This window comes from Paenibacillus sp. FSL R5-0473, from assembly GCF_038004565.1.
Lineage (GTDB): Bacteria > Bacillota > Bacilli > Paenibacillales > Paenibacillaceae > Paenibacillus > Paenibacillus amylolyticus.
In genome coordinates, this window is sequence record NZ_JBBORL010000001.1 from 5357367 (window position 1) to 5379922 (window position 22556).

Annotated in this window: 19 protein-coding genes; 4 read left to right on the forward strand and 15 right to left on the reverse strand. The window is 47.6% G+C overall.

The features are described from left to right. Window positions 1-12: 12 nt before the first annotated feature. Entirely contained in the window at window positions 13-477 is a 465-nt protein-coding gene (locus MKY28_RS23465; protein ID WP_047840338.1) for an RrF2 family transcriptional regulator, read from the reverse strand. A 430-nt stretch (window positions 478-907) separates the two neighbouring features. Between MKY28_RS23465 and MKY28_RS23470 the strand changes: the two genes are divergently transcribed. Further along, window positions 908-1639 (forward strand): MBL fold metallo-hydrolase, encoded by a 732-nt coding sequence (locus MKY28_RS23470; protein ID WP_340937168.1) that lies wholly within the window; start codon window positions 908-910, stop codon window positions 1637-1639. Next, window positions 1636-2208: a TetR/AcrR family transcriptional regulator gene (locus tag MKY28_RS23475; RefSeq protein ID WP_340388728.1), complete on the forward strand. Its 573-nt coding sequence runs from the start codon at window positions 1636-1638 to the stop codon at window positions 2206-2208. Before MKY28_RS23470 ends, MKY28_RS23475 begins: the two co-directional genes overlap by 4 nt. Window positions 2209-3407: 1199 nt before the next feature. On the opposite strand, the gene MKY28_RS23480 is transcribed toward MKY28_RS23475, so the two are convergent. Genes MKY28_RS23480 through MKY28_RS23490 form a run of 3 tightly spaced genes read right to left on the reverse strand, consistent with a single transcriptional unit; the run spans window position 3408 to window position 7170 of the window. After that, window positions 3408-4538: a hypothetical protein gene (locus MKY28_RS23480; protein WP_340937169.1), complete on the reverse strand. Its 1131-nt coding sequence runs from the start codon at window positions 4536-4538 to the stop codon at window positions 3408-3410. Window positions 4539-4592: 54 nt separating this feature from the next. After that, a complete protein-coding gene (locus MKY28_RS23485; protein ID WP_340937170.1) occupies window positions 4593-6035 on the reverse strand; it encodes a glycosyltransferase family 2 protein in 1443 nt (480 codons plus the stop codon). Next, the gene (locus MKY28_RS23490) at window positions 6016-7170 is read right to left on the reverse strand and encodes a HEAT repeat domain-containing protein (RefSeq protein WP_340937172.1); all 1155 of its coding nucleotides are present in this window, start codon (window positions 7168-7170) and stop codon (window positions 6016-6018) included. Before MKY28_RS23490 ends, MKY28_RS23485 begins: the two co-directional genes overlap by 20 nt. A gap of 217 nt (window positions 7171-7387) precedes the next feature. Between MKY28_RS23490 and MKY28_RS23495 the strand changes: the two genes are divergently transcribed. Next, window positions 7388-7873, forward strand: coding sequence for a CcdC family protein (locus MKY28_RS23495; RefSeq protein ID WP_036607484.1), 486 nt, complete (start codon window positions 7388-7390; stop codon window positions 7871-7873). Window positions 7874-7993: 120 nt separating this feature from the next. Here the strand turns inward: MKY28_RS23495 and MKY28_RS23500 are convergent, their stop codons facing one another. From MKY28_RS23500 to MKY28_RS23520, 5 genes are all read right to left on the reverse strand, one after another. Further along, window positions 7994-9007, reverse strand: a complete 1014-nt coding sequence (locus MKY28_RS23500; RefSeq protein ID WP_036607487.1) for an NADP-dependent oxidoreductase — start codon at window positions 9005-9007, stop codon at window positions 7994-7996. A 174-nt stretch (window positions 9008-9181) separates the two neighbouring features. Beyond that, window positions 9182-9928 carry a type I methionyl aminopeptidase gene (gene map / locus MKY28_RS23505; RefSeq protein ID WP_036607489.1) on the reverse strand — a complete coding sequence of 249 codons (747 nt, stop codon included), beginning with the start codon at window positions 9926-9928 and terminating at the stop codon, window positions 9182-9184. 646 nt (window positions 9929-10574) lie between these two features. Continuing rightward, window positions 10575-10823, reverse strand: coding sequence for a hypothetical protein (locus tag MKY28_RS23510; RefSeq protein WP_036672183.1), 249 nt, complete (start codon window positions 10821-10823; stop codon window positions 10575-10577). A 160-nt stretch (window positions 10824-10983) separates the two neighbouring features. Continuing rightward, the gene (locus tag MKY28_RS23515; RefSeq protein ID WP_340937173.1) at window positions 10984-11805 is read right to left on the reverse strand and encodes a serine/threonine protein kinase; all 822 of its coding nucleotides are present in this window, start codon (window positions 11803-11805) and stop codon (window positions 10984-10986) included. Window positions 11806-11940: 135 nt separating this feature from the next. Next, entirely contained in the window at window positions 11941-12627 is a 687-nt protein-coding gene (locus tag MKY28_RS23520) for a hypothetical protein (RefSeq protein WP_051447040.1), read from the reverse strand. Window positions 12628-13173: 546 nt separating this feature from the next. On the opposite strand from MKY28_RS23520, the gene MKY28_RS23525 reads away from it, so the two are divergent. Beyond that, window positions 13174-14127 carry an L-lactate dehydrogenase gene (locus MKY28_RS23525; protein ID WP_091018489.1) on the forward strand — a complete coding sequence of 318 codons (954 nt, stop codon included), beginning with the start codon at window positions 13174-13176 and terminating at the stop codon, window positions 14125-14127. A 164-nt stretch (window positions 14128-14291) separates the two neighbouring features. Here the strand turns inward: MKY28_RS23525 and MKY28_RS23530 are convergent, their stop codons facing one another. From MKY28_RS23530 to MKY28_RS23555, 6 genes are all read right to left on the reverse strand, one after another. Further along, window positions 14292-17000: a PAS domain S-box protein gene (locus MKY28_RS23530; protein WP_340937174.1), complete on the reverse strand. Its 2709-nt coding sequence runs from the start codon at window positions 16998-17000 to the stop codon at window positions 14292-14294. Window positions 17001-17641: 641 nt separating this feature from the next. Continuing rightward, complete coding sequence (locus tag MKY28_RS23535; RefSeq protein WP_340937175.1) at window positions 17642-18376, reverse strand: ABC transporter permease; 735 nt, start codon at window positions 18374-18376, stop codon at window positions 17642-17644. 1 nt (window position 18377) lies between these two features. Next, on the reverse strand, window positions 18378-19094 hold the full coding sequence (locus MKY28_RS23540; RefSeq protein ID WP_340937176.1) for an ABC transporter permease: 717 nt from the start codon (window positions 19092-19094) through the stop codon (window positions 18378-18380). Then, window positions 19091-20005: an ABC transporter ATP-binding protein gene (locus MKY28_RS23545; protein ID WP_047840345.1), complete on the reverse strand. Its 915-nt coding sequence runs from the start codon at window positions 20003-20005 to the stop codon at window positions 19091-19093. Before MKY28_RS23545 ends, MKY28_RS23540 begins: the two co-directional genes overlap by 4 nt. A gap of 80 nt (window positions 20006-20085) precedes the next feature. Then, window positions 20086-21621 (reverse strand): HAMP domain-containing sensor histidine kinase, encoded by a 1536-nt coding sequence (locus MKY28_RS23550; RefSeq protein ID WP_340937177.1) that lies wholly within the window; start codon window positions 21619-21621, stop codon window positions 20086-20088. 26 nt (window positions 21622-21647) lie between these two features. Beyond that, entirely contained in the window at window positions 21648-22331 is a 684-nt protein-coding gene (locus MKY28_RS23555) for a response regulator transcription factor (RefSeq protein WP_340937178.1), read from the reverse strand. Window positions 22332-22556 lie beyond the last annotated feature (225 nt).

The window sequence follows — 22556 nt, forward strand, 5'->3', positions numbered from 1 at the left end:
TTGTGGACTCCGTCAGGACTTCTCCTTTGCAGATAATCCCTTCAGCGATAAGTTCAACGTTTCCCCATGACCTATGCGTTCTTTCACATCCTGAATGGATATACGATCAAAATAAGCGCTGAGCGCCTCTTCGCCTCCGTTATATATGTTCCCCATCACATCCTGCATATTGGAAGATACCACGCACGATGAACCGGACTCCCCTGAGCACCAGTTGGGACCGAGTGAACCACCAGCTACCAGTCTGTACAATTCTCCAAGCTTGATCTCTTCACTCGGACGGCTAAGCAAGTACCCACCATGAGCACCTTCCTTGGTCGTCAGGTAACCATGCTTGCGCAGAACACTAAGTACCTTACGGACTCTGGCCGGGTGTGTACCCACACTCTGGGACAAATCTTCACTATTGGCCATACACTCATCTCTCATCGACAGAAAAACAAGACAATGCACCGCTATGGTAAATTCACTGTTCATAACTTACTCCTTCCCGGCTTACAACACCGATGAACTCCAACTCAAGGTAAGTATAACTGTCATTATATGAATAACAGTTATGTTTGTCAACTTTCACCCAGCGTGGAGATCAAACGTGATTTTTCCTGTTATACCAATACTTACAGCTCATCAACACAATTAAGCTAGGATTAACATCCCGTCTTCATTTTAATCCAAAAAGAACAAAAAAGTGAGCCTTCCGCTACGCGAAGGGCTCCAATAAGATAGACATATGAAAGGGCTTACGTGATTATTATAATCGGTAATCTTCAATTTGAAAACGCTTTTTTTGTAAAGTGCATCATTATTTTAAATTTTTTTTATTTGAATAGATTAAACAACAGGTGTTGCCAAAACTAATCTCATTAGTTATTATACTAATACCATTAGTTTTAAGGAGGGTTTAACGATGCGTATTACCCGAGAATTTGATGTCGTTCAAGTTACGTTTTTCCCAAGACTCTTCCCTGTGAACGTATACCTGGTTGAAGAGGACGATGGATTAACCCTGATTGATGCCGGAATACCGGTCAGTCTTAAGGGGATTTTGGCAACTGCCCAGTCCCTTGGAAAGCCCATTACCAAGATCATTCTGACTCACGCGCATAGCGACCATATTGGTGCCTTGGATCGTCTCACAGAGGCACTGCCCCAAGCCGAGGTCTTCATCTCCAGACGGGATGCCCGGCTACTGGCGGGTGATACTTCCCTTCTTCCCGGTGAGCCACAAACCCCGGTACGCGGCGGCGTGCCTAAGCCCAAAGCGGTGCGCACCCAGCCAAACCACTTGCTGGATGACGGTGACCAGATTGGTTCACTGGTCGCCATTGCCTCACCAGGACATACGCCGGGGCATATGTCCTTCATGGATACGCGCAGCCGCGTGCTCATCGCTGGCGACGCGTACCAGCTGCAAGGCGGCCTTGCCGTATCCGGCCGCGTGCGCCCGCTCTTCCCGTTCCCCGCGCTGGCGACGTGGAACCGCGAAGCGGCTCTGGCCAGCGCGAAGCGCCTGGCGGAGCTGGAACCGTCCGTGCTGGCTGTAGGCCACGGACGGATGCTGCGCCAGCCCGCGGCCGCCATGCGCGCGGCAACCGCTGATGCACAGCAGCGGTTTGATCTTGCCGGGGGGCAACTATGAGCCCCCGGCAAGGGCTGGATCGCGGCGCTCTGCTCAGCGCCGCCACCCAGCTTGCTGACAGCGACGGTTTTCAGGCGCTGACACTGGCCGCGTTGGCACAGCGGCTGGATGTGCGCTCGCCGTCGCTCTACAACCACATCAGCGGACTTCCCGGGCTTCGCCAGGAAATGGCGCTGATGTCCGTACAACAGCTTAGCCGCGCATTAACCGCGGCTATCGCTGACCACACTGGCGATGATGCCATTCAGGCCATCGCTGCGGCATACATTGGCTTCGTTCGCGAGCACCCCGGGCTCTACGAAGCCTCATTTCATGCCCCGGACCGCGAGGAGCCACAGCTCGCCGCGGCCAGCACAGCCACGCTGGAGTTGCTGCTGCACAGCTTGCAGCCCTACCCGCTCACCGAAGCGGAAGCATTGCACGCCGTTCGTGGTTTGCGCAGCCTCTGCCATGGATTTGCCTCCATTGAGGCACAGGGCGGCTTCGGCATGGACTTTGATCCGGACGAAAGTCTGCGTCTGACCGTATCCGCCTTCCTGCACGGACTCCGGCATCTTCACCAGGACTAGTTAAGCCACGCATTGCATCATGAAAAAGGACTGCAGAGGATCTGCAGTCCTTTTTCATTGCCGTGTACTGGGTACATCCCATAGATTTGGCAGTAATAATGTTATAGTTATGCCAATGACTTTTAACACATTAACATCCACTTTGAATTCATCTTTCATCGGCTTGTGTTTTTTATAATTTCTTTCTTTACAATTTCTCTTAATACAAAAGAAAAAGGGGCGCCTCGGTTGCGTGATGCCATGATCGGTGCCCTCTGACCAAAATCTAACGAAGCGAGGACACTCTATAACGGCAATTAGAGCGAATAGCAACAACTAACAAACTCCACACGTCCTATTTCGCAGAAAACTGGCTGCGGGACAGGAATAACGAGTATATTCCGTCATTTAAACTGTCTGTGATTCGTTACATTTACCAACGTACAAAATTAGGACAAATAAGATGTGCTCAGTTCGTTAGAATGTGCTACGTACGGTGCTTCAGATCACGATGCCATAGACACTCGTCCACTCATCATATTGGCGCATAAGTCCAGACACACATTGTGTTATGGTCTCTAAATACGGAGTGTTCATGCTCCGAATTGCGTTGATCATGCGGGTACATAGCTAGATAAGGATCTTACCTTGCTCGTAATGCACATGGTAGTACATGTTATATTACTATTCATGTATAGATCACGCTATAGTTCGTGCACACATTGGGGCGATACTCGATACGGAGCTTACCCTGGTCGTGATACACATGGCAGTACATGCTTTATTACTATTCATGTATAGATCACGCTATAGTTCAGTGCACACATTGGGGCGATACTCGATACGGAGCTAACCCTGATCGTGATGCACATTTTAGTACTTGTTTTAGTACTTGTTTTAATACGTGTCCTAATACGAATCATTTTATAACTCACACTACATGTACGCCGCAGTGTGATAATTATTGTTGAGGATCTGGCTACAACTCCCATTGTTCAGGGCGGTAAGAGTCTGAAACAGTCTGAAACGTATTCAATCTACCCAGTCCCAGTCCCATTTCACCTGGCAATCTGATCCTTACTTGATACGCCCTGTCTCTCAACCACACTTTTGCCACTCACAACACGCACTTCTCTATTATGTACATCTCCCGTTCCTCTCGAAAGGTGGAATGGACTTTGGCTTCCCTTTTTCCATCGAAACGGTTCTCGATAATCTATCTATGGCCATTGCTGCCGTCCGTCCTGCACTTCATTCAAAATATGCTTCATCACGGGCACGTACACTTTCCAGTAGAACATGTCCGGAATATCTTTCTGATCTGGCGTAAGTTTGGACCGGACGACCTCCCATCCACGGATTCGGCGCCAGAAGGAATAATGCTTCATCTCTCCAAAGGACCCTGCCATGTAATACGACCGATTATAGTCGTCGTACCGGACCAGTGCAGCAAATTCCGCAGGAATTCCTGCATCCACCAGCTTCTGCTCACCTGTCTCCGTCAGATCCGTCTTATACCAGGCCAGTATGGAGTTCTTCTCTTGCGGCACAATGATATCGAACCAGCCACTATAATGTATATCCTGGGTTATGCCGCTCCAATCACTGCCTTCCGGTGTAAATGCAATCTGTATATTGCCTGTCTTCACATCCGGACCTTTCGCCAGTACCATGACCTGTCCATCCATATGGATCAGCAGCATACCCGCTCCGTGATAAGACCATTTCTTCTTCTCTTGCTGCTCATAGTTCGTCCGAATCCAACGGGGTACTTCTTCTATACTTTGCAGATTAGATACCGATTTCCCTTGCCATCCACTGCTGTCCACACCCAAGATGGGGTATAGTTGCTCTCTGGTCATCTTGGAAGCCGTATTTGCCAATGCACTGTATTCGGCAACAATCGTTACCCCTTTATACGCAGCCTCGCGGATTTTCTGCACATCGTATATCGTTAATCCTTCATAGATTCCGCCTTGTTTCCCTTCACTCTTCTGTGCAGACAGACTACTCCGATTCGCCGTCAGATAGATCAGATCCGTATCTGTCACCTCATCAGGCAGTAGTTGCTTCATCCGTGGAAGCCCGTTCTGAAGATCATAGCCGTAATAATCCTCTTCATACGAGTAGTATTCCCCTGTGTGCTGTACAATCTTCTGTTGATTCAGAAGCCAAACCAACCCCTTGTGCCCCTGATAGGACAAGTCCGGTCTGCTCTTGTCAATAATCATGATGTTCAGTGGAATCGGGGCCTGGGATTGCCACATAATCCAGGGGACAACCAGCACCACCGATACCACTGTAAAACAAGCCAACGTCCACATCGTGGCTGGCCTGTAACTTTTTTTCATGAAGCGTATTCCTCCTTGCTCTGTTCCAAGGTATTGTCAGGATCGATCGTTAGATTACCCTAATCCATGTCTGCTGTCCTTTTCCTCTGCCTTCCGCAATCCCATAGCCTGCAACATGCCATATATACGGGATATGTTATTCAGCGGTCTGAACCAGAACGTCTCCGTACATGCATACAACAACAGACGTGTCACCTCTCGGGACGTATATGCCTTGCGTGAACACCATATTTCGAACATCACCACACTTGCGGACAACAAGGAACCATAGAGGGTCAGTAGCAGAACGAGAATGATGCATAGGTTAATATCCACCCACTGTATCCCTATGCCTGCAATGAACAGCACGATCGCTCCCAGCTCCAACACAGGCCCCAACAATTCGATCAAAATAAAATACGGGATGGATACCATCCCCATCCAGCCATAGGCCGGATTGAAGATCATGCTCCGCTGAGTCCATAGACTGCTTGCAAGTTGCATGTGCCAACCGATACGCTGTCTGCACAGCTGACGCCATGTACCGGGTACTTCTACCCTGCAGATCGGATCGGGAATATATATAATACGGCCACGTTCCCGGATCTGCTTCATATGTTTCTGCAACCGCATCACCAGTTCCATGTGAGCGACCTGGTCATCGCGCTTGTACCCACCAACTTCCATCACCCGGTTCTTTTTGAATATACCGAATACTTCAGACGTAAATAAAAGCACATTAATATTATAACGAACAAGTCCCACACCGCTAATCAGAAAAGCACGCACGTATTCAATGGTCTGCATTACAAACAACGTACTGCCCGTCCTTCTTGCGCCGTTGTGGGTTAAATCCGTTTGATTCGTATTTCTGGAGGCCATGAGATCTACTCGTCCACTACAAGCAACGACCTCTTCTCCTGGGAGAGCATCCATAACGGGCTTCATAATCTTCACCAATGCATCCCGTTCCAGAACTGTCCTGGGTCCAACAGAGGCGATATAAGGATATTGCGAGATATTCAGACCGGCATTCAGGGAGTCCATTCGTCCCCCATACGCCTTGTCGATCACAACCAGACGATGATGTAATCTGGATTGGTAGACACATTTAATCTGAGCCGTCTCCTGACCGAGTCCCGAATAATGAACTTTACTCCGAATGGGCATCAGATCATAGGTTTCTTTTAGACGCCGCATGGTCTCATCCTCTGATCCATCATTAATGATAATAACCTCATAACGTGCATACTGCATATCCAACAGACAGCTGATTCGCTGTACGATCGTATCCTCGCTATTCCGCACCGGAACAAGCAGGGATACCGCAGGAGCCAGTTCTTCATCCAACATCTCATGATATTGCAGCGGGTCCAGATCCCTCTGGCGGATCAATGTGCGAGCGGCAGCAACGACCAGAACACTACACATCACAATTGCTAACACCAGATAGATAAATATCCCCTCGTAACATGCCAAAACAAAACTCCGCAGCATCTCAATCCATCTTTCGTCCATACTGCATCCTTTCCAGCGTTTCCTCCGCTATCTGCCTTGCATATCTATCCGGATGGTTTACAGCCGTATCCCGGAGCTCTTCAAGTCCCTGCTCGTACCGGGCAAGAGAGTTCGCCGCTTCCTGTCGGATCTGAAAAGAAGGATCACCCATCATTACCTTCAGTCTAGGAATAAAAGCATCCGCATGAACAGTACCCATAAGCTGGGTCACTGTTAGTCTTTCAGAGCGTTGCCTCTCCTCACCAGATTCGTTCCATACCAGCAATAGCCCCTTCAGCAACTCTTCGCGACCTCTGCTCACTTGAGCCAATGCCTGATAAGCGTGGGTACGCAGCAACGCATCCTCTCCAAGAATGAGCTTCTCCAGTAGAACAACGGCACCCTCCGTCTGGTCATCTCGAATACGAATGGCATGGACGATATTAGACTGGACCTGGTAAGGTACATCCTTAAAATGATCCTTCATACGAGTCCAGGATGAATCGGTAAGCAACAGCAGAATCTGCAGATACTGCGTATCGGACCATTCATATTGCTCACGCATCAATTCCTTCACGATTCTGAAATAACCGGTTCTGGCATATATGCGCAATATGATGAAGCGTTCAAGCGGCGTACAGGAAGTAACCCGCAACATATCCTCTAACCTGGGCAGAAGCTCTATCATATGAAACTGTTCAATATATAACAACGTGTTGACCCGTTCACTCCACTTTCCCGTCTTCAGAACCGACCGGTATGAACTTCCAAAAACTTGCCAGGATAACAGACGAACTCGCAGAATCTCGTGCTCTTCCGGACCTTGAGCAAGCCGTTGCAATAACAGCTGCTGCAAAACACTCTGTTGATCTCCACTCATATTCAGTAAGTCAGCTTTCACTTCTCCTTGGCCCAGATACTGCTGTAACACCGAATCTTCGGAAAGTAATTCCTGCATCAGTACCGTCTTAACCTTTTCCCTGCGTCTACTGCTATATTTCATCCATAAGATGTAACTGTAGATAACCAGCAAAAAAGCTAGTACACTTGCACATATGAGGCTGACCACATGTACTAACCAATCTGTATTACCTGCAAGCCACCCTCTATGATGTGAGCCGATAAGCTTGATATACATCCATTGTTGTCCAATCATTGCATGATTTCCCCTTAATCGAATAAACGGCCTTACAACGGGCACAATAATACAAAATTTTCAAATACACCCTGTGAATACATATCGGGTATATGATACACTAAGCTTTCTATCGGCTTTCTGCGTTTGTGATATAATAGGAACTGAAAATTCCGGCAATTCGTATTGGCTTCCGGATCTCCGGATAACATATTATTCCAGAAAGAGGGAGTTCTACGTGGCTCAAATCAGTCCGTACTACCTGCAAATCGGAGCAACCGTGGGCATGCTTGTCATGGCACTGCTTGCCATCTTCATCCGCATGAAAGCCAGTCACAGACCGGTGACCATTCGTAAGATCCTTATTCCTCCGCTCGGCATGAGCACAGGATTTCTCATGTTTGTTGTTCCGGCAACACATGTTCCTCTACTCTGGGCATTCTTTGCGTTTCTGGTGGGCTGGTTCCTCTTCTCCTATCCCCTCATTCGCAGTACACGGTTTGAACGAGTAGGTGAAGAAATTTTTGCCACACGTTCTCGCAGCTTTGCTTTTATCTTGCTTGGATTGCTGGCCGTACGCCTGATCCTGCATGAAGTCATTCAGCGATATGTAAGTATTCCGCAAACAGGCGGATTGTTCTTCCTGCTGGCTTTTGGCATGATTGTACGCTGGCGTGTATATATGTACAAACACTACAAAGAAGTGCTGGTCGCCGAACACTAGTCACCCTACATAGACCACGCACAGATTTACAGATAAAAAAGACACGTTCTGCTGCACCCTCGGTGTGCAGAACGTGTCTTTTCGTTTTCAACCTAATTGTACATGTAAACCATTCAATATCTATTCAGGATCTGCAACCTTAACCAGTTGCTTGCCCAGATTATCTCCTGAGAAGAGACCCATGAATGCTTCCGGCGTCTGTTCGAACCCGTCCACAATGTTTTCTTCATACTGGATATGACCTTCCTTGATCCATTTCGCCAACTTGGCGCGGCCTTCCTTGAAGGATTTCGTATAGTCACCCAGCAGGAAACCTTTCATTAATGCTGTATTTGTTAACAGCAACGTCTGTGGTCGCATCCCGATATCCGGCTTCTCCAGATTATAGGACGAGATCTGACCGCATAACGGAATACGTGCATTCCGATTGATGTGGCGCAAGACTGCATCCGAGATGTCACCGCCAACATTGTCAAAGTAGACATCTACGCCGTCCGGGCAAGCCCGTTCAATGGCCGCTGACATATCCTGCTCCTTCTTGTAGTTCAACACCACGTCGAAGCCCAGCTTTTCTTTCAAATAAGCGCATTTCTCATCAGAGCCTGCAATACCAACCACGCGTGCTCCCACAATTTTACCAATCTGACCTGCAATCATGCCTACCGCTCCGGCTGCTCCCGATACAACAACCGTTTCGCCGTCCTTCGGTTTGCCGATGTCCTCCATACCAAAATAAGCCGTCAGACCCGTCAGGCCCAGCGCACCCAGGTAAGCCGTGATTGGTGCTTCTTCGGTATCAATTAGCGAAAGATCAGCCGTATTCACTGCGGCATATTGTTGCCAGCCCCACATACCGGATACGAGGTCACCTTTGCGCAGATTCGGTTCCGAAGATTCCACAACCTGTCCAATGGCTCCACCCTTAATCACTTCATTTAACGCGTATGGTGCAGCATAGGATTTTGTATCTTTCATGCGGCCCCGCATGTATGGATCAACCGACAAATATAATGTACGTACCAGGACTTGCCCAGCTTCCGGTTCAGGAAGAGGTGCATCAATGAATTTGAAATTCTCTCTGGATGGGGCACCTTCGGGACGAGAAGCAAGTACGATCTGTTTATTTAAAGACACCAAAATTACCTCCTTGTTGCCAAGTGGACGCAAGGTTAACCCTTGTCAGCTGAGATCACTTACCACTGGCTCTGTGTTATCACTTCTTAATAGTTTAAACCGAAACAGGCGGTTCACAAACGTGGGCCGCCTTGAAATATGCAAATATCGTCACATTGTAGCTGCTTTTGGCTATTATTGTGCTGTCAAAATCACTGGACCATCCGCCGTAATCGCAATCGTATGTTCATACTGGGCAGACAGACTTCCATCCAAAGTACGAGCAGTCCATCCATCTGAATCCAGCTTACTTCGGAACGTACCAATATTCAGCATCGGTTCGATCGTAATAACCATGCCTTCCTTGAGACGCGGACCCCGATGAGGCGGACCGTAGTGAGGGACTTGTGGTTCCTCATGCATCTTCTCACCAATGCCGTGTCCGATAAACTCACGCACAACCGATAGGCCTTCACCTTCTGCATACACTTGAATCGCATTGGAGATATCTCCGATCCGGTTGCCCACCACGGCAAGTTCAATGCCTTTGTACAGAGAGTTTTTGGTTACATCCAGCAGATGTTGTGCTTCCGGAGTCACTTCACCTACGGCATATGACCAAGCCGAATCCGCCAGCCAGCCATTCAGATTAACGACCATGTCGATTGTAACGATATCGCCGTCTTTCAGTGCATATTTTCCCGGAAACCCGTGACAGATCACATCATTAACCGACGCACATGTCGCATATTGGTACCCGTTATATCCCTTTTGTTCCGGCGTAGCGCCATTTTTCTTCATAAAAGCTTCTGCAAACTGGTCGATCTCCTGTGTCGTAATGCCTGGACGAATCATCTTTGCAATTTCTCTATGGCATGCGGCGAGAATTTCTCCGGCTTTTTTCATATATTCAATCTGTTCTTTGGTCTTTATTGTAATCATAACAACTGCTCCTGTCCGTTAAAATCTTATCCTGTCCTCTATTGTAACGCTAAACGCTCAAAATAAAAAATTCCGCGCAATCAGCAACATCCTATTATACGCCAAGCTCCTGTCCATTGAATACAATTATCCATGAAAAAATCGAAACCCCTCCATATCTGGCCACGTATATGCTTAAAACAGCTGAAGTCGAAAGGGTGAAAGCTCATGTTCAAAAAGATTATCGGCAAACTTATCGATTCCAAATCTTCATCTCACCGCAAACGTCATAGCTCCTCCGACAGGCGCTCATATAAACGTCACAGTAGTTCCTCAGGCAAGCGTTCCTACAAGCGCTATTCTTCTTCGGATGTGAAATACCGGGATAGCCGTAGTGGCTCCGGGTATTACAAAAGCAGAAAATACAGCTCCAGCTAAGCGGCTTTCACGACTGCTTTTAAAGAGTAATGATCACACCAGCTTATTAGACGCTACAATAAATGAATATGTAATAAAGGGGTGTTCGCCAGCCATACTTACGGCCAGCAGAACACCCCTTTACCCTTTATTGTTTCTATATAAGTATGTATCAATTTTGCTGAGTAAAACGAACACTTCCGATTTGAGCGAGAGTCAGCCTTGCTGAAGGTGTCCACTGGATCAACATCTATAAATTCCCTTTTTCAATTGCGTCAATTATATCATCTGTAGAGTAGACCCTACCCGAAGAAATATCTTTTTTGGCTTGCATAATTAAAGCTTTGAGCTCCAGATCACTTTCTATTTCTTCCTGAACCACGTTTTCCAGCGGCTTGATTAAATAATGCTTACCTTCAATATCCACAATGGTGTCTTTTTTGCTATGAAACCATGTTTTGAATAATTCGGCATGATCGCCTTCCAGTTTTTTAAGCATAAGATGAATCGCCTCCTTCAACGTGTAATTGTTATCCATTATATCATTTAACCCACTGTTTTGATACGTTTTGCATTTTCAGCAAAAAGGAAAAAGACCCCTGAAGATATAATACGAAGAGGTCACGGATAACAAATATAGGTCCGCCTATAGAGCTTATTCATTGTAATTTCAGCAACACATTCTCAATTTCTGCCTGTAACTCCGTCGCTCCACCCTCATAACCTGGACGGAGTCCAAGGAGTCGCTCCAGCATCTGGTGCAATTCCGGCGTAAGCTTCAGTTCCTCCTGCCAACTGGCGGGTTCACGGCCCTTCTCTGGCTCATAAGCCGAATACATCATAAAGAGAAGAAAGTGGCCGATATCCTGCAAATCATGATCCGGTGTAGCCGGCTCATCTTCAGGCTCAGGGACTTCACGCATACGTCGCTTTAGCTCCGGCAACAACGGCTCCCCCAAGCGTCTCGCCAGGCCAAAGTCAATCAGATGCACCGTCCCTCCACGTAAAATAACATTGGGAATCCGCACATCTCCATGAATATATCCCTGCTCATGCACATGAGCCACCGGAGCCAGCAGTTGACCTGCCAATTCCAGACATTCCCGCTCCGTATATCGAAGACCTTGCTCAAATATGCAATCTTCCAGCGTCTGTCCACGAATATACTCCGTAACGATATAACTTCGTCTCCCGGATATGAACATATCCAATAGATCAGGGATCGCCGGATGATGCAGACGTCTCATCACGTCCGCCTCCCGCTCCAACAGGTGCGCAGAGAGTCTGCCCTTGCTAGGTTTGGACTCCTTCAACGCCACTTCCCTGCCGTTCTGGTCATCTGTACACAGGTATGTCAGCCCATAACTCCCCATACCCAGCAATTCCTGTATTGTATAACGCTCACCAATGGTCGTGCCTTCCCGTCGAGGACGATCCGTCCATAGTCCGAGCAATCTTTGCCAACTTCGTCGCAGCTCCACAGATCCTCCCACGCCAGCTTCCTAATCCACCCAGTCTTTATCTATACTGAGCAGTTCGTTGCCAGTCTTCATGTTGTATGGAGCTTATTATATCAGGCCCATAATGCAAAATCACGATGGGTAAATGCCTGTTGCTCAAGCTTCCTTATGCTTCTTGGGCAGGAACCCAAACAACATACGCAGGGATACTCCTTTGGGTTTGCGTTTCCTTCCCTGAAAACTGCGCAGATTGGTTACGAGTTCACGATCCCGCTCCTCTTCCAGCTTCTCGTTCATCCATAGACGCTGTTTTTCCATCTGTTCCTGAAGAGCCATATGTGTATCAGCCAGATGCTGAAGGGTCAGCTCCAGTTCATCGACCCGCTGTTGCAGCAACTGTACCCGATCATCCTGCTGTTGTTCTACAGCACCATAAGTCACCTCACTTACCAGTTGCCCCAGACCTTCATAGGATCTCAGATTACCCATTATTTCAGGTTCTTGAGGGAGTACAGATGACATGACTGTCGCTGCACATTCCGTCTCTGACAGACCTTCAATTCCCACCACCGGGACATCTACTTCTACTACAGCTACAGGTACTTCTGGAGCCAATACAGTCACCACAGCATCAGCCAGGGGTAGATTATGCTCTCTGAGTTCAGTCATCAGGCGTTCAATGCACTCGATGTCGTCGGACTTAAATAGTCTGGATTTGTTGGCTGACCGTTCGAACCGGTATCCCTGTTCTTCCAGTGCCGCCGCATATTTACGAAGAGTACTGGCACCTATGCCCAGGCTCTTGGCCGTTTCCGTCGTTGCTCCTGCTTCTTCAATCATCATTAATTCCCTCCCGGAATGAAGTCTTTTGGGAATCAATTTCATAATACCTTTAGTTAGTTATGAAATTGATTCTTGGATAAAAACATTATGGCTTCAGCGTTCCTTTTTTTGGAACCGTCATCGGATCGGGGCAACCTGTCTCATGGATCAAGTATGCTTATCTTTTGCTTGTCCGTATGTATTCGTCAGCTTCTCGGTAGATCCCTTTGGCGGTTTTGTTCTGTTTCTGCGGATTCCTAAGAAGTTTTGTCAGGTATATGATCCGCACAAATAACCCCCCATCCGACAACAAACATGAATGCTGTCATGTCGAATGACACAGGTGCAAACGCCGTCAAATCTTGTGATTATGGATTATTCATGTCAATTTTGTTAACTCCGTTACTCCAATACGCTCCCGCGATAGCGGATATCATTGCTGCACAGCTTTTTCATGTGTTATCTTATGTAACGTAGAAGTGGATTCCAGCATAAAATAAAGGACTATACTTAACATAGGACGCATTAGTAACGATAAATTTCAATCTAAATGGGGGCTGAACGGCAGTGTTAGGCAAATCAGGCAAAGTAGCGGTGATCGGGGCGGGTCTTGTCGGTTCGAGTTGTGCGTATTCCATGATTAATCAATCGATATGCAGGGAAATTATGATGGTGGACCGGACGTATGACCGTGCTGTAGCACAGGCACTGGATTTTTCCCATTGTATGGACTTCACACATAACCGCACCAAAGTATATGCAGGAACGTATGCCGATTGTGGCAATATGGATGTTATTATCTTAACCGCCGGGGCGAATCCCAAGCCAGGACAGACACGGCTGGATATTCTGGAGGAAGCGGAATCGATTGCCAAAGACATCGTGGTCCCGATCATGAACAGTGGATTTAACGGGATTTTTGTCGTCGCTGCCAATCCGGTTGACATAGTAACTTATATGGTATGGAAATTATCTGGTCTTCCGCGTGAGCATGTCATCGGCACAGGGACGTCCATTGACTCTTCAAGGCTCAAAACGCTGCTGTCTGAAGTCTTCTCCATCGATCCACGCAGTGTGCACGGTTATGCTCTCGGGGAGCATGGAGAATCCCAGTTCGTGGCCTGGTCGCATGTGACCATCGGTGGCAAACCGATTATGCACATTATGGATCAGCACAAGGAGCGCTTCAAACATCTGGATCTGGACGATATTGCACGCAAAACAAAGGATGCCGGCTGGGAGATCTTTACCCGTAAAGGCTCTACCCAATTCGGGATCGGCAACGCCCTCGCGCATATCACTCGTTCCATCCTCAATGACGAACACAAGATCATCGCCGTATCGGCTATTCTGGACGGAGAGTACGATCAACATAACGTCTGCGTCGGTGTTCCTGCAATCATCGGTGGCAATGGCATTCAGGAGATTATCGAATTGAATCTGGATGCAACGGAACGTGAGAAATTCAACAATTCCTGTGAAATCCTATCAGGTAACATCAATCGTCTGACACTGGTATAAGCCATTCGTGTACAACTCCACACTGTATGCTTCGGCTCAACTTCAAAAGCCTGCCGACACAAACATGCCAATAACACTCCATCAGTGGAGTCTTATTGGCATGTTTGCGCTTATTATTTTTCACAGCCAGATGAATCAATTTCATAATTGATTTGAGTAGTTGTTCAATTTGGTGCAAGCTGAGGTTCGTCCCTTGGCCCCCATTGCTGTAACACCCGCTTCAACTCACTCAGCATAACCGGTTTGCTAATGAAGTCACGCATACCCATCTCCAGGCAAGCTTCCTTGTCTTCACGTTTGGCATTGCCTGTAACTGCGATGATTGGAGGTATGCGATCCTGTGGAATTAGGCGGTGTAACAGGTCTGTCGCCTTCAGTCCATCCATCACAGGCATATGAATATCCATCAGGACAATATCATAAGCATTCTGAGAGATGGCATCAATTGCCTCCACACCATTAGTACATACATCTGCGTGGTATCCGAGCTTCTCCAGATATTCTCGCAAAATCTTCCGGTTCACCGGATGATCCTCCGCCACCAGAATACGCATGGCCACCTTATCACTTTGACGTGTGCGATCATGATGGAACTGACTTGCTGTCTGTTCTGCTGAAGCATCTACACTCGCCGCAGGAACAGCAAACCGGAAGGTTGAGCCTTCCCCTTCTATGCTCTCGACACTGATACTGCCCCCCATGATCTCCACGAGTCGCTTGGAAATGACCAGTCCCAGTCCGGTACCACCATACTTCCGGTTAATCACCGGGTGTAGTTGAGAGAAGGACTGAAACAACTGATCCAGCTTGTCAGCGGGGATGCCAATTCCCGTATCTTGCACCGCAAAATCAAGAACACTGTCTTCAGGCTTTCTACCCTTGATAATATCCACGGCAACCTCAATGCTTCCCTGATCTGTGAACTTGAGCGCATTGCCAACCAAGTTCACCAGAATCTGCCGGATACGTATGGCGTCACCAACCATGAACTCAGGGATGCTCGGATTGAGACGATATCTGATCTCCAGATGTTTCTCATCTGCAAGCGGTTTAAACAGTTCGGCAACCTGTTCCAGCATCTTGCGTAATGCAAATGGTTCATAAGCCAGTGCCATTTTCCCGGATTCCAGCTTACTGAAGTCCAAAATATCATTAAGGATGTTCAGCAGAGCATCACCGCTGTCTCGAATAATCTCGGCATATTCACGCTGTTCTTCCGATAAATCGGTACCGATCAACAATTCTGTCATCCCCACGATCCCGTTCATCGGTGTCCGGATCTCATGGCTAACCATCGACAGAAATTCCGACTTGGCCTGAGCTGCCAGCTCAGCTGTCTCTTTGGCACGTACAATTTCACGTTCGCCAGTCACATCATTAAATACAACCACCGCGCCCTGAATCTGTCCCTGTTCAATAATCGGCGTCACCTGATACTGCACCAGAAAGCTGCTGCCATCTTTACGCCAGAACACATCTTCCTTGATTGAACGTATCTGTCCATCCAACACGGTCATGTGGATCGGGCATTCTTCTTGTGGCAAATGACTTCCGTCTGCACGGGTGTGATGGATGATGGGATGTGAGTTTTTGCCAATGAATTCTTTCGCCTCATAACCGAACATCGAAGCTGCTGCTGGATTCATAAACATGGTGATTCCATCCGCATCCAAACCAAATATTCCTTCTGTAACCGTGTTGAGAATCAGCTCATGTTGCTTGCTGAGCTCCTGAATCCGTTCCGTGTATTCCTTGCGCTCGGTAATATCGGACACGATCCCATAGACGCCCACCATTTCCTTATCCACAATAATGGGCACATTCGTAACAGATACTTCAATCTTCCGACCACTTGAATTAACGACTCGGGTCTCATAATATTGCGGTTCGCCTTGCTTCACCATGTCAAAATAATGTTTGCCATGTTGCACTTCGCATTTATCCAGATTGGATAAAAAAGATTGGCCAATAAGCTTATTACGCGGAATATCCAACATTTGCACCAGTTTGCTGTTCACTGCGCTGTATTTACCTTCCAGATTCAATGAATACACAGCTGCCGGGTTATGTTCGAACAACGATCTGTATCGCTGACGGCTTTCCCGAAGACGTCTTTCCGCATCCTTATGCTGGGTGATATCCCTGCTGATGCTTACAATCTGGACACTCTTGCCACGCTCTCCAGCCACAGGTTTCGCCAATGTCTCCATCCAGATATAATGTCCCTTCTTGTGCAACACACGCATCTTGCAACCATTGCCGATCTTGGAAAGATCCATAGGGTCCGGATAATCTCCCGAATAACAATAATCTTTGAAGGACTTTCCTATGACTTCCTCCGGCCTATAACCCAGTAAGGTGTACACGGAAGGGGAAACGTATAACAACTCGCCATCCGTAGCACAAGTTGTAATCAGATCTTGTGCATGGTCAGCCAGCACCTGATATTTCTCCTGTGCCTCCTTAAGCTCACGTTGCACTTCCAGGATATCGGTAACATCTTTGGCAATGCCATAGATTCCTACAACTTCTTTTCCCTCCGTTATAGGCACATACGTTATCTCTGCCTGTTTCAGGGAACCATCTTTATGATAAAAAGTAATGGGATTACTGACTGAACGTCCAGCCAGTACCTCTTTAATGTATTGTTTGCGTGAATTTTCACTGTCCGGAGGACAGATCTCACTCTGATTCATACGAATCAAGTCATCCAGTGTATACCCAGATATCCGCTCTACCGAGGGATTAGCATCAATATAGTTTCCATGGATGTCCATTACATAAATGGCATCCGGATGGTTAAAAAACAGTGATTGGTAAGAACTTCCCTCAGAAATAATGCGCTTCAGGGTTTCCGTTTTATTAATATCCAAGGCTTACCCCTCTTTTCTCAGCCAATATCTTCATCTAACAGCAGGGATTAATTACCCCTTACAAAAATGGGCCTACCCTCGAATAACCATGTAAGCCTGCCTAGAAACAGCTTTTTTTATTTTACCAGATTCTCGTCTCATTTTGCTTGCAATCTATGATTCAATTCACACGATGTGTGAGGTAATACTTGGAATTTTGATTTACTTAGGAGGTGCCTGCAAAGGCAGACATTTTATACAAAGATCAAATTAAGCCTCTAACAAGCTTGAAGTTCAAGTCCAAGTCAGCCGATTCTGGCGGATGGCTAAACGATTTTCTAAAGAACCCAGGACATCTTATTTGGCGTCCATGTGCTTTTTTTATATTTTAAGGAACATCAGACACGTTAATCCCCATAATCTCCTGTCATATACGCTGCAAACGGTTGTTTCATTGGATATAACATGTCTCAGGTTCCTTAGATTGCTGAGATCACTTCAAATCCTTGATTAAGACTCCTCAGGTTCGTTAGCGAGCTAATCATTCATGATGGGTGGTCAGACATTAGAAAAAATCCTCCTGAAGCCTACATACAATAGAGTTTGCATGTTTTGCTTAAAGAGGATTTTGATCTACGATAACCAAGGGTGTAACAGATTATTCAGATTTCTTTTTTTGCAAAATACATCATGCCGATTCCAATGAAAATAACAGCACTGCCTCCAACAACCGCCAGCATTGTGATCAGTGGAACATTGTAGGCTCCGAAACCTGTGCCGTCCACGGGTGTCATCAGAATCATCGGTTGTGCCCATGGATAATACGGCCCATATGTCGCCGAGTTTACAATGAGAATATTCGGTATGGTCAGTGCAAAATTCAGTGCGAGCGGTGCGGCGAAGCTGCTCCACACTAATGAAACGAACATCTGCAGGGCAGCCAAGGGTACACAGGCCAGCAACCCAAGCAGCAGTTTGCCTACCAAGAATCCCCAAGGTACTGGCATCGTAATGCCATGAATCATGCCTGCCAGCAGAATGGACAACAGCAACAATGCTTGCGTACCCGCCAGAAGCATGAGTACAATCGTCAGTTTACCTGCATATACACCTGAACGTGTGAGCGGCAAAACCAGCATCTGCTTCCACCCTCCACCTGCATGTTCAAAACGGCAGACAAAGGACGTAAACACGCCAGTCAGCATCGGTAACAATAACAATCCGTGCAGGAAAACCATCGTGGTCATCAATACCTGCCAATTGCCCGATGGCGTGGACAACAGTCCGATGAGCAGCGCAATGAGTGGACTCAGCAGAATCAGGAGCCATATGGGCGATTTGCTCATTTTCAATCGTTCAGCGGACAAGATTCGGAAGTACGTTGTCGCAAAGCTCATATCAGGCCACATCCTTCCGGCTAAAATGCATCATACCCAGCAACAGGATTAATAACCCTAGACCTGCCCCCATGCCTGCATACAGGTATGGATTAGGCCCATTCCAGGCCATCTGTGCCCATGCGAGCGGAAAGATCGGTGAGATACTGAGTGAGAACATACCCGTTATCGCGAGAACGATGCCCAGGGTGACGGGAAGCGCCTGATTCTTGTTAACCATCGTGAGCCACAACTCCAGTGACAACACCGGAAGTGCACCAGCCAAAGGCAATAGCCCCAGCTTGATCGCATGTGTCCAAGGTATTTCGCTGGCATGGAATCCGAGGATCAGACCCAGACCTACAATTCCTGCGGTTAACAGCAGGCAGGAGATCACCAGCAGCATACAAGCAAGCAGGAACTTGGCTAAATACACGGCTGGTCTGGAAATGGGCATCGCGAGCAACTGTTTCCACGATCCCTGTTCATGCTCAACATTGGCGATCATGGAGCTGAGAATGGTTGCTCCCAGCATCAGAGACAAGGGCACAAAGACAACCACATTGCCGAGCAATCCGCCCCACAGGTTATCTGCATATTGCTCTTTCAGATAGTCTAGCCGTAAGCCAAAATTAAGCGCCTGCATTGCTGTCAATCCAAGAGGGGCCAGAAAGACAAGAAACCAGATCCCTTTCCCCCGAATCTTGAGCCAGTCTGACGATAATGCACGCCCGGTCATATGGAAGCCCCCTCGCCAATGACCCGCATGAACAGATCTTCCAGCGACTGACGCTGTTCCTCTACACGATACACATCATGATCCTGTTCAATTAATCGGCGCACAAGCAGTGCCACTGAACTGTTATCCATATAAGGGAACGTTAACGCAGCACCTTGTTGCTGACCAAATTGTCCCTGTTCTCTCGCCAGCTTCATAGCCTCTTCCGGCTCGGAAACCGTTAACCGGATAGAGCTACCCGTCTGACTATGCAGACTTGCGATAGTATCCTGAAGCACCATCTTGCCTTCACGGATAATACCAACACGACTTGCCATCTGTTCGACTTCACTCAGCAAGTGGCTGGAAACCAGAACGGTAATGCCATGTTCCAGAGGCATGCGTTTGATCAGTTCCCGAATCTCCTGAATACCGGCAGGATCAAGCCCATTCGTTGGTTCGTCCAGAATCAGCAGCTCCGGTTCACCCAGCAAAGCGCTGGCAATACCCAGACGTTGCTTCATCCCAAGGGAATACCCCTTCACTGAACGTTTGGCATCCTTGGTCAGATCTACAATGGACAGCACTTCAGCAATTCTTGATTTTGGTACATTGATGATGCGGCGCAAAGTTTCCAGATTCTCTACTGCGTTCAGATGGCCGTAATAGGATGGGTATTCGACCAAGGAACCCACACGGCGCAAAATATCCATGCGATCCTTGCGGATATCCTTGTCGAAGACACGGATCACACCTTTGGTTGGTTTAATCAAGCCGAGAAGCATGCGAATCGTTGTTGTTTTGCCGGCGCCATTGGGACCGAGGAAGCCGTAGATATCTCCCTTTTTAATATGCAGATCAAGTTCACGGACCGCTGCACGGTCCCGGTATGTTTTCCATAGATTAGCCGTTTGAATAATATTTTCACTCACTGTATGATCACCTCAGAACTATCGTAACCTTCCAAGGTTAAAGCCAAAGTAGTCTCTAGTTTAAGTTTAGTTTAAAAAAGCTATTTCAGCGGTTTGTTGTTTCCCTGTTTCCCCTTACCACTGTAGATATATGTCTGGACACCCGTATCGGAACTGTCTACCCTCTTGCGCAGACCCATCTCACGGATCAACAGGTCTACAATGGACAAACCCAGACCTGTGCCTTTTGTGTCGGCATTCGGTTGCATTCCCGGACCCCGATCCTGAATAACGATGGCCGTCTCACCCTGAATCTCCTGAGTTGATATACCAATATATTTCCCGCTGTCGGCATGACGGATCACGTTTTGGAACAAATTATCAAGAATACGACGCATGCCCTGTTCATCCATATGCCAGATCAGCGGTTCCTCCGGGAGGTCAATATCAATCTCAAATTGCTCCTTCTCCCAGACTGGGTACCAGGCGGCCGCCGTTTCCCTGACGATCCGCAGTATATCTTTCTCTTCCAGCTTCAGTGTATATTTCCCACTCGTGAGCAAATTGTAGGATAACATGTTGTCAATGAGCCCGCCGAGGTCCTCCATCTTTGCTTCCATGCGATGTAATGAACGGTCACCTTGCTCGCTCAGCTCTTCCTTGTGCAAAGCATGCATATGTCCACGAATCACCGTTAGCGGGGTACGCAGATCGTGGGAAAGCCCCGCAATGAGACGTTTGCGCAATTGTTCTTCCTCGCGTTCACGGTGGCGGCTGTCGGACAGTTGATGCACCATCTGATTGAAGGCTTCCTCTAGTTGACCAATCTCGTCTGACCGGCGGATATCTACCGGAAGCGGGAGGCCTTCCTTGCCTGTGGTCATCATGGCCGTCTGCAACCGAATAAGTCGTTTGCGAATGCGTGCGAAGAAGAGAATCGACATAACGATGAAGATCAGAAAGATAAGGGTCATTACGATACCAAGATACAAGAGTTCCATCGGCCAGTTACTCTGATTCATTTGCAGAAGTGACCGCGGCACTTCAATGATCATGAATCCCTGTCCTTTGTCCTGCTCAGCTCCGCCAATATATGCAACTACGGTCAGTGGATCGCGAAAGGAAGCTACTTTCATGAATTGCACCGTATTGTTTACATTCCATAAGGCTGGAATATAAGTCTCTGTCGTTTGCCCGGAATCCAGTGACCATCTCAATGTCGTATCTGTCCTGCCATCCGGCGACGTGGATTTCAGAAGCGTTACATCTTCACCACCAAGAATAAAGAGGGTCTCACCACTCACATTCACACGATACATGGAAGATTTGGGATACGAGTCATGTAATTGCTCCAACCGGGCCTTAATCTCTTCATCCGAAGCACCATCCAAGTTCTTCGCTTCATGTGACCAGAGGTTACTGATCTTAGTAACATCACCGTAAGGAGCGGCACGGTTCATATTCGTGTCCGTGTTATTCACTACAACAATATATATAACGGATATGATCGGAAGCACAACGGGCACAAATAATACAGCCGCCAAGATCAGAATGATGTATCTGGACATCAAGGACCGCCCAAAGCGAAGCTTGCGCCGCCCGGATTGCTTTTGCTCCATGCTTCGTTCTCCCTTCATGATCTTCCGTTCTCTGAACCACCGAATCATGGCTTCTTCACACGATATCCCACACCACGGACTGTCTGAATAACTACTGGATTGGCCGGATCAAGCTCCAGCTTTTCGCGTAGATGTCGAATATGTACCATTAAAGTTTTGTCCCCATCCAGATAGGGCTCGTTCCAGACGGCTTCAAAGATCTGCTCTTTGGTTCGAATCATGCCCATATGTCGTAGCAGGTAGGCGAAGATGTGGAACTGTTTTCCCGATAAAATAATCTCATCTCCCGTCTCCTCATTGACGATCCGGTTGTCCTTCTCATAGATGGAGAGATGATCCAGCTTCAGGGCTGTATCCGATGAGACCGCTGTTCCTGCCTTACGCAGTTGTACTTCAATCCGGGCAGCCAGTTCATCGGGGTGAAATGGTTTGGTCACATAGTCATCGGCAAAATCAAGACCGTGCAACTTATCGTCAATGGACGTTCTGGCCGAGAGCATGACAATGGGCACGGCGGGATGTTCTTTTTTCAGTCGCTGGCCCACCGTAAATCCATCCAGCCCAGGCAGCATGACATCAAGAATAATGAGTGAACAACCGACAGCAGCCTCCGCTGCACCTTCACCACTGCCGAGCCATACCACCTCATAACCGCGCTCCTCCAGATCGGCTCTGACCCAAGTCGCAATTTCCGTATCATCTTCAATATATAACAGTTTGGTTTTCATCCGAATATTCGTTTCCTTTCTGCCCCCAATGGGTTAATGATATATCTGAGCATCATCATGATAAAAGCTGTCTATATCATATGGATTCATGTCTTGTTGAGCAAATGTTGAAGTCCTTTACGTTACCATACATGCTAATTATAGCTTATCCATTAACGTGGGGAATGTCATATTAATCAAGTCTACCAAGTACATATCAGTGCTACACCTGACGGGAGGAAATCA